Below are 9,124 nucleotides of genomic sequence, written 5' to 3' on the forward strand. Positions count from 1 at the left end.
AGGGCTTTTCCCTCGCGACAGTATAAATAATATCATTGTCTAAACGATTTGTCAAGAGCAAAATTCCTCTTTTATTATCTTTTTCATTTTTTCCAAAGCATTAGCTCGATGGCTTATTTTATTCTTTATTTCTGGAGCTAATTCAGCCATAGTTTTCCCTTTGCTTTCTACAAAGAAGAGAGGATCATAACCAAAGCCATTCTCACCACGAGGGGTCTTAAGAATTCTTCCTTCACAATTACCATCAACTGTTTTATGGTAATCATTGTGCGGATCATAAATTGCCATTACACATCTGAATCTGGCAGTTCTCTTTTCTTTTTCCACATCTTCTAATTCTTTTAATAGCTTTTTGTTATTCTCTTCATCAGTTGCATTTTTACCAGAAAATCTTGCAGAATAAATCCCAGGTTTTCCATTAAGATAATCCACTTCCAAACCTGAATCATCGGCTAAAGTAATTAAATTAGTTTTCTTAGCACTAACTCTGGCCTTTTTTAGTGCATTTTCGGAAAAAGTTTCACCATCTTCTTTTATATTCATTAATTCTGGAAAATTATCCAGTCCAATAATTTCAAAATTAAAGTCTTTAAGTTGAGCTCTAACTTCTTTAATTTTACCTTTGTTGGTACTTGCAATTAGTAGTTTTTCCATTAGGCATTAACTTCCTTTAAACTCATTTTTTGTTTTTCTATTAAATCATTAATCCCTTTTTCTGCTAAGTCAAGCAATTTTGTCATTTCATCTCTAGTAAAAGGATCTTCTTCAGCTGTACCCTGCACCTCTACTACTTCACCTTTTCCGGTCATAACTACATTCATATCAACCTGAGCAGCAAAATCCTCTTCATAACATAAATCCAAAATTGGTTCTCCATTTACAATTCCTGAACTAACAGCAGCTAAATAATCAGTAAGTGGTGATTCATCCACAATATTTTTATCAATCATATAATTTACTGCATCTACTAAAGCTACATAAGCTCCTGTTACAGAAGCTGTTCTTGTACCACCATCAGCCTGAATAACATCACAATCAACCCAGAGTGTTCTTTCACCTATTTTATCTAAATCAATAATTGCTCTAAGTGAGCGTCCAATTAAACGTTGAATTTCCTTTGTTCGACCACTAACTTTACCTTTAGATGAAGCTCTAATAGATCTGGAAGGTGTAGAAGCAGGAAGTAAAGAATATTCAGCTGTCAACCAACCCTGACCTTTACCTCTTAAAAAATATGGTACCCCATCTTCCACAGATACAGTACAAATAACTTTTGTATCACCAGTTTCCATTAAAACAGACCCTTCAGCAAATTTAGTATAATTTCTAGTTATATTAACTTCACGTAACTCATCTTCATTTCTTTTTCTTTTATATGACATAAAAAACCCCTTTCATTTGTTTATAATTTACTTAATTCAAATTGACTTCTTTCTTCCCCAACTAAACCAGCTAATAGATAAAAACCTGTTTTAGGTTCTATTTTAAATTCTGAAAGTAAATGAAAATCTTTGATATCACCGGTTCTTTTCATGTGAATTCTGGGACCGGTACAAACATATTTATAATCTCCAATTTGAATATGTTGCTCATCAATATATTTAACTTCAAGATTTTTTTCGATCATTATTTTAACTTCTTCTTCAATTTTTTCTATAGAAAAATCTGGCTTGTTTTCAAATTGAAGTACAAAACCACTTTTCACATCACTATGTAAGGGAGGTCTCATATAACCCCTTTTTTCAATAGAAAATGCTGTCAGATCTTCTGCTGTGTGCGCCATTCTTCTATATTTTATAGATTCAAAAACAATTTTTTTGATTTCTTCTGAACTGGGACCAAAAACTCCAGGCCTTGTAACCAAAACTTCTTCCCCTATTCCAATTAGAAGTTCAGGAAAAGTATCTAAATGATCAGCTATTAAATCATAATGTTCAACAATAACTCTTCTTCCTTTTTTAATTGCATCTTTTATAGCTTTAGCTATCTCCCAGGGTTGATTGAATGCTGTTTCAAAACGAACATCTACATGATAGGCATGAGTTGTATATTCTCCATCTTTATAATCACTCAAAAGAGGTAGTGGTCTAATATTAATTCCTTCATCATCATTTGTCAGTATTAAACCTGGAAACATACCTCTAATTATCAAAGATTTACCTGCTCCTGCCTCACCAATCATTCCAATCAATTTGTCATTTGCTCTAAGATGAGTTTGAGCAATATGGTCACCTAGAACTGTAAGACGATTTTTTCCCCTTGGAGCATAATAAACAGAATGTGCAAAACTTTCGGTAGTCATAAAATTTCCCTTCTTTTTAACCTTTTAATAATCCTTTTCCAATCGCATAAATATCATCAATTGCCATTTGAAACCCAGCATCTTTTTCTTCTTTTATAGCTCTTTCCTCAATTTTGCCTCTATGGAATTGCTTTATTTCTTGACTGAAAGGTAATTTACCAAAGTTAAGGTAACGAACTGCTCCATTAATATCTCTGGCAGGTAACATTTTACCAGAATTATATTTACTTGGAGAGAAAGGAATATCCAAAACACCTGATTCAAAAGCTTTTACCGCCCCTTGAGCCAGATCCCCATCTCCTAATTTCAAAACTTTATCTATAATTTCTCTGACTTCCTTTTTAATCATTTCTTTTTCTAATTCATATTCTGCTGATTTATCAAAACTTTGATCTTCCAACATCTTAATTATCTGCTTGGTATTTACTAACCCGGCTACATTTGCTTCTTTATCAGGAGATTTTAAAGCTTCCTGGGGAGTTTTAACTAATACCTTTGTTACATTAGAAAGAGCAGCAGTAGTAGCACCTAAACCGATAATTCCATAGGCCTTTGCTTCCTCCTGCGGAAATCCACCTAACCATTGATGGAAAACTGTTGTTATTTCAACATCTTCATGTTCATATTTTTTTAGATATTCATCACCTAGTTCCTGCAAACTATGAATAGCAGCGACATCCTGCCTTAGATTACCATTTTGGCCATAACCTAAACTTATATATTTTACACCCTGTTCAGCTGCAAGTAAAGCCTCAATTATACTAACACTATGAGAAATGGCCGGTGGAACAAGAGTTCCAGTAAGAGGTCCAAAATGTTCTCTATTAATATTTACTCCATTTTCTTCATAAAAACCTACTAATCTATCTACATACTGCCAATATTTGATAGTTTTCTCTAAAGAAACTTTTTTAGCATAAGGTAAATTATAAGATATACCCCCACCTTCAAAATCAGTAAAACCTCCTGCTAAAGTAATTTCTGCTAAAAGCCTGGCATCAGGTGTTCCATGCCTTATCTGAGCAGGAGCATTGATTTCATCAACTATCTTCCGACAGATATTAATCCCATGGTTTACAGCCGGGAAACCATCTAACATAGATCTTCCCAGCTCTTTACTTTCTTTCAAACCTTTTTGAGCTTCTTTATATTTATTTTGTCTTGTATAACTATCAATTGTTACCGGTAATATATCAGCTTTTCCTTCTTTTTCTAGAAAATTTAACAACTCAATAAATTTATCAGGAATAGCTATTCCAGCTCTAGGCTGAATTAAAGTTTTGGCTTCTCTTTTAGCTTTTAGCATCTTATTTATAACAAATTTTTCTTCTGGATAATTACTATAATAATCTAATACCTCATCCAGATCTACCTTATTACCGGTATTCCATTTTGATAAAATATCATCTCTTAAATTAAAAAATTTATCTATTTCTATCTTCTCATTCCTCAAATTCACTTTTTAATCCCTCCAAAATTAAACTATAAAAAAATCTACCCAAAAATATTTACTTCACTTAAGGAGATTAAATTTTTATCTATTAATTTACCATTCCAAAAGAGTTTTGATATATTTCCTATATCACTAACCATAAAATCTATTTTTTCTTTTTTAACAATTTCTTTTTCATTTTCTATTTTTTCAATATTATTTTTTACAGTTCTGGCTAATACAAAAGCTGGATTAATTAGATTAACTTCTTGACCCATTACATCACCAATAATATCTGTGAGATAGGGAAAATGAGTACAGCCTAATATAAGAGTATCTACCTTTGCTCTTTTTAAAGGTTCAAGACAGCTTTGAGCATAATTATATACACTTTGACCACTTAGTTCTCCTTTTTCTACAAAATTAACAAATTTCGGACAGGGTTCAGCATATACTGAAATATTTGGATCATTATCAATTATTGCATTTTGATAAGCCTTACTTTTCACAGTTCCTTCAGTACCAATGATTCCAACTTTTTTATTTTTTGTTACCTTAATTGCCTTTTTACTTGCAGAATTAATGGTTCCATATATTGGTTTTTGAAATTTGTTTTTTGCCAGATTCAAAGCTACAGCACTGGCAGTATTACAGGCAATTACTATTATATCTGCTCCTTTTTCATTTAATAAAAAATCAATTATTTCTAAACTAAATTCCTTTACTTCTTGAGAAGGGCGCGGACCATAAGGAAGATGAAGAGTATCTCCATAATAAATATACTCTTTATCTGGCATTATTTTAAAAAACTCAGTAGCAACTGTTAGCCCACCTACTCCTGAATCTAAAAAAGCAATTTTCAAAAAGATTCACTCCTTTATTATTTCTTCATTCCAGGTTAATGGTTTTGTTAAATCCATATGACCTACTAATGTTTTAACTTCTTCTCCTTCTATTAAAAAAGTTACCTCTTCAATTTCTTTAAATTGAGTTAGAGTATTAACAACAGAATATACTGTCATTCTTTCTCCTGTGCTACCACCCCAGTGGTTATCAATTAAAGCCCGGTTAAAATTCACCCGGGCCTCTCCATTCATAATTTTTATATCATTTAATTTAACTTTATCAGGTATTGTTCTTGAATTTGCAGGATTATCTGGCCCTGCAATTAATTCTTTGATTGCATTTTGATAAAGATTTTCACTTTTAATAACTCTTTTCTCTGAAGTAAGATACATAGCTTCATCAGTTGCAAAATATATAGAAATTTCCATTTCTTCTATTAATTGATTGGGCTGGCTTTTTTGATTAATTATCCTTAAAGTTCCAAATAAAGCTAAAAGTACTATAATAATTACAATCGAAACAACCACTATCTTTCTGTTAATATCCATTATCTCACTCAGCCTCCAGTCTATCTTTTTCTAAAAAATCTAAGATACCATCAACAATTCCATTAGCTGCTTTATTCAAAAATACATTACTTCCTAAAAGTTTTTCTTCATGAGGATTAGATAAAAAAGCAACTTCAAGCAGAACCGAGGGCATAATAGTATTTTTTATAACATAAAAATTATCCTGTTTTAAACCTCTATCATCAAGCTTAATTTCATCACATAGATTATCATTTATTAGTTGGGCTAATTGCATATCTTCTTTTTTATAATTCTGTGATACATATATTTCACTTCCACCAGTATGAGATTTACGACTGGAATTATTATGAATACTTACAAAAATTCTGGCCTTTTTATCTCTGGCAATTTCAACTCTTCGTTGTAAAGAAACATATTCATCAGTCTTACGAGTAAGTAAAACATTATGGCCTTTCTTTTCAAGTTTATCTCTAACTAATAAAGCTAAATCTAAATTAACTTCTTTTTCCTGAAGACCATTTCCACCAATAGCCCCTGGATCAAAACCTCCATGACCTGGGTCAATCACAATCAAATCACTTAAATCTTCTTTATCTTTCTCTCTTCGAGTTTTCCATAGTTTTATACTAACATTTTTAGTCTTATTATCTGAATTAACTACATGTCCATAATAGTTTTCTAATAAAAATTCAAATCGAACCACATCTTTATCATAAGGTCCAAAATCTACTTTTTTAACCAAACCTTTTTCTTCAGGTAGTTGTAGTTTTCTATTATAATTTTCCAAACCTCTAACATCTACTACCAATCTTTCTGGTGATTCTCTTTTTTTAACTTCATAATCCAGTTTATTATTAAAACTTATCCGTATTTCATTATATCCTTTTTGGTCACCTATTTCAATTTTGCGGATATTATTATTCAAATAAATTTTATTAATATAGCCATCACCATTTCTTTCAGTACTCCAATTATAATTTACCTGTTTATTTAAATCAGCCACAAGTCGAACAACATCACTATTAAATCTGGAAGTCCTTACTTTTTTTACAACTTTATCTTTCTCAGCAGTTTCATCACTAAAACTATAATTTCTAAAAGCACCAGGTAAATCAACAACCAGTCTATCAGGTTCAGAAAGAGTAAAAATCTTTGGTTGTAATTTCTTGTTTGATTCAAAAGAAATGACTGAATCTTCATATTCTAAGTTACTTAATTCGACCTGCCCCTTGGGATAAAAAATTATACTATTATCTCTTTTCTCCTGAGTAAGGTAACTACTTTCTTTTAATTCCAAAACTACTCTTGTAACCATTGGATTAGTTTTAAACTGACTTACTTCTACTTTTTCAATCCATCTATTTTCAGAAAAATTATTTTTAAAACCATTTAAAATAGTATGCGGAAGGTCTATAACCATTCTTTTAGGCTCATTAATATATGATATTTTTGCTTCTCCTATAATATTATCATCAGTAATTATTTCTAAGCCCTGATTATCCTGCCAGGTTATTTCTTTTAATTTTGAAAGATAATTTATTAAAATATCATTACCAGTTTTTATTACACTTTCACTTTCCTGAAAAGATATATTTTTAGTTGAATCAACAATTATTTCTAAATACATCTTATCCTGAGTTCTTTTGATTTCAAGTTCAAACTCTTCAGATGGCAATTCATCTCTAAAATCACCTGAAAGAGTCGCTCTACGTAAAAGTATTTTTAATTTTTCAGGATTATCTTTCATTTTATTAATCTCAACCTGAGTTTCTTCACTTAAATTTATTTTTAATCTTCTATATTTTTCATCATAGGAAATTTTATTTACCATAATTTCAGCATTAAAAACATAAATGCTTTTAGAATCAGTGGTAAAGATATAACCAAAACCTTCGACAATTTTTTTAAAAGGTAAATAAGCCTGATCATTATCTATTACCAGGCCATTCGCCACTTTTCGGGTAGTATTATTTATTTCTAAATAAGGATTACCCTTCATCATTTTAGCATAATTATTTTCTTTTTCTAGTTCTAACAATTGAATAGATTTTCTCCATTCAAGATCAGCTTCCAATAATTCAGAAAGAAAACGAGCTTTTATGTAAATTTCTCCATTAACATCTTTTATATTAGAATCACTATTTATCTTTTCTCCATCAAAATATATATTTTTTCCATACTCATTAGCAAATACTATCATATTTGAAAGTAAAATAAAAATAAAAAAAGAAACGGCTATTAAGCCTATCTTTCTTTGCATCTCAACCACTCCTCAATCAAATATATAAATCTATTAATAGTCCTCTTATTTCATCAATTTTTCTTACAACTTCCAGTACATCTGCCTGTTCTTTTAAAAATAAATCATGAAGTTGATCAAGATTTTTATCGACTTTTTCAATTATTGTATATGTTTTTAAGTTGCCTGATCCATCCCAGCTAAAAGATTGCTTGGCCTGGACGAATTCTTTTTGGATAAGACGCAAAAAATCTTTTACTCTTTTTTTGTATTCTAACATATCCTTTTTATCCAATGATTTTTTTAACTTTTTACCCTGTTTATTGACTATATCCATTAATTTATCAAGACGTTCTTTTATCTCACCATGTTTTATTTCTGATAATTTATCTTTAAAACTACTTTTTATTTCTGTTTTTCTAGATTTGCCTTTTATATTTTTTAATTTTGAACGATTGGAATGTGAAAGTTCATCAGTTTGAATTTTCAATTTAACAAACCTCCTTAAATCTTCACTCATATAATATTATTCGATAAAATAACATTTTTTCCTGCCTTAAAAGGGGATAATAAACAAAAAGACCTGGTAAAATTAACTACCAGGTCCAAAAAATAAATATATTTTATTAATTTTTCAATAAACCATCTAAAAATACCTTTTTTATATCTTTATTAATTTTTTCTTTAGGATATTTATCGAAAAATATTATCCAATGAAATGAAGAAATACTTAGCATTCCGAAAAGACCAGAACTAATTGTTTCTTTATTAATATTTTTAAAAATTCCCTTTTTACTTCCTTCTTCTATAATTTCTTCAATTACTACTATGTATTCATCTTTTAATTTATATATCTGTTCTTCTAATCCTTCTCTATGAACCCACATTTCTCTTACAAAAAAAGAAAAGAAATCACGATAATTATTAAAAAATTCTAATTGAGCATCTATCAATTGTTCTAATCTCTTTTCAGGAGATTTTTCAATATCTATATGGTTTTTTACATATTCAATTAGATTTTTGGTACCATATTCTAATAAAAAATCTAAAAGAGATAATTTATTATCAAAATACAAATAAAAAGTTCCTTTTCCAACTTTTGCTTTTGAAGCTATTTCTGAAACAGTTGCCTGACTAAAGTTTTTTTCCTGAAAAGTTTCGATGGCTGCTTCACATATTCTTCTTCTCTTTTCTTCTAAACCTTCAAATATACTATTATTCGAATCCAATTAAGCCACCTCCTACTTTAAATAACAAACTATATCGAAATTTATCTTATCAAATTAATAATAGCAAATATGTAATTATAAGTCAATTCAAGGAGGGACAGGGATAAACCTGCCCCCTTTTCAATTAACTTATATTTTCTGCTTAAAAGTTCCAGGTGAATTCAAAATAGGCTTTTTCTTCTGCTAACATATTTAGAGTAGAGAAATCCTCTTCACTATTTTCATCATCCATAACAACTGCTCCTATATTAAGATTATAATCATTATCAAGTGAGAATTCAACTTCTGGATTAATCATATAGCCCTCTCCTTCAACATCTGCTATTAAATCAGTTTTTAGAGTGTGGATACTTCTAAAAGGTAATTCACCATGAAGGATTAGATAATTTTCATCAGTAAGTAGTTTATCTTTGTCATTATTTTTTAGAATATCATTTATTTCATAGTCTTTGTAATTACGGTGAAAAAGTTGAACTACTGTATAGAAGTTATTTTCAAAAGTATAATCTCCTCCTATCACAAGATCTAATTTCTTTTCATCATCTT

10 protein-coding genes are annotated in these 9,124 nt (G+C 29.8%); all 10 read right to left on the reverse strand.

Annotated elements, in window-relative coordinates:
* Positions 1 to 51 precede the first annotated feature (51 nt).
* Entirely contained in the window at positions 52 to 654 is a 603-nt protein-coding gene (locus VJ881_08355) for an XTP/dITP diphosphatase (protein ID HKL76065.1), read from the reverse strand.
* On the reverse strand, positions 654 to 1,382 hold the full coding sequence (gene rph, locus VJ881_08360) for a ribonuclease PH (protein HKL76066.1): 729 nt from the start codon (positions 1,380 to 1,382) through the stop codon (positions 654 to 656). Before rph ends, VJ881_08355 begins: the two co-directional genes overlap by 1 nt.
* Before the next feature lie 20 nt (positions 1,383 to 1,402).
* On the reverse strand, positions 1,403 to 2,302 hold the full coding sequence (locus tag VJ881_08365) for an alanine-tRNA synthetase second additional domain-containing protein (GenBank protein HKL76067.1): 900 nt from the start codon (positions 2,300 to 2,302) through the stop codon (positions 1,403 to 1,405).
* A gap of 16 nt (positions 2,303 to 2,318) precedes the next feature.
* Positions 2,319 to 3,761, reverse strand: coding sequence for a methylaspartate mutase subunit E (locus VJ881_08370; GenBank protein HKL76068.1), 1,443 nt, complete (start codon positions 3,759 to 3,761; stop codon positions 2,319 to 2,321).
* A 35-nt stretch (positions 3,762 to 3,796) separates the two neighbouring features.
* A complete protein-coding gene (gene murI, locus VJ881_08375; protein ID HKL76069.1) occupies positions 3,797 to 4,597 on the reverse strand; it encodes a glutamate racemase in 801 nt (266 codons plus the stop codon).
* 6 nt (positions 4,598 to 4,603) lie between these two features.
* Positions 4,604 to 5,128 (reverse strand): GerMN domain-containing protein, encoded by a 525-nt coding sequence (locus tag VJ881_08380; protein ID HKL76070.1) that lies wholly within the window; start codon positions 5,126 to 5,128, stop codon positions 4,604 to 4,606.
* Between the two features lie 4 nt (positions 5,129 to 5,132).
* A complete protein-coding gene (locus VJ881_08385; GenBank protein ID HKL76071.1) occupies positions 5,133 to 7,370 on the reverse strand; it encodes an N-acetylmuramoyl-L-alanine amidase in 2,238 nt (745 codons plus the stop codon).
* A gap of 16 nt (positions 7,371 to 7,386) precedes the next feature.
* Positions 7,387 to 7,839: a YaaR family protein gene (locus VJ881_08390; protein HKL76072.1), complete on the reverse strand. Its 453-nt coding sequence runs from the start codon at positions 7,837 to 7,839 to the stop codon at positions 7,387 to 7,389.
* 136 nt (positions 7,840 to 7,975) lie between these two features.
* Positions 7,976 to 8,578 carry a TetR/AcrR family transcriptional regulator gene (locus VJ881_08395; protein ID HKL76073.1) on the reverse strand — a complete coding sequence of 201 codons (603 nt, stop codon included), beginning with the start codon at positions 8,576 to 8,578 and terminating at the stop codon, positions 7,976 to 7,978.
* A gap of 142 nt (positions 8,579 to 8,720) precedes the next feature.
* On the reverse strand, positions 8,721 to 9,124 hold a 404-nt coding region (locus VJ881_08400; GenBank protein ID HKL76074.1), incomplete at its 5' end, for a hypothetical protein.

The sequence above is a fragment of the Halanaerobiales bacterium genome, assembly GCA_035270125.1.
Classification (GTDB): Bacteria; Bacillota; Halanaerobiia; order Halanaerobiales; family DATFIM01; genus DATFIM01.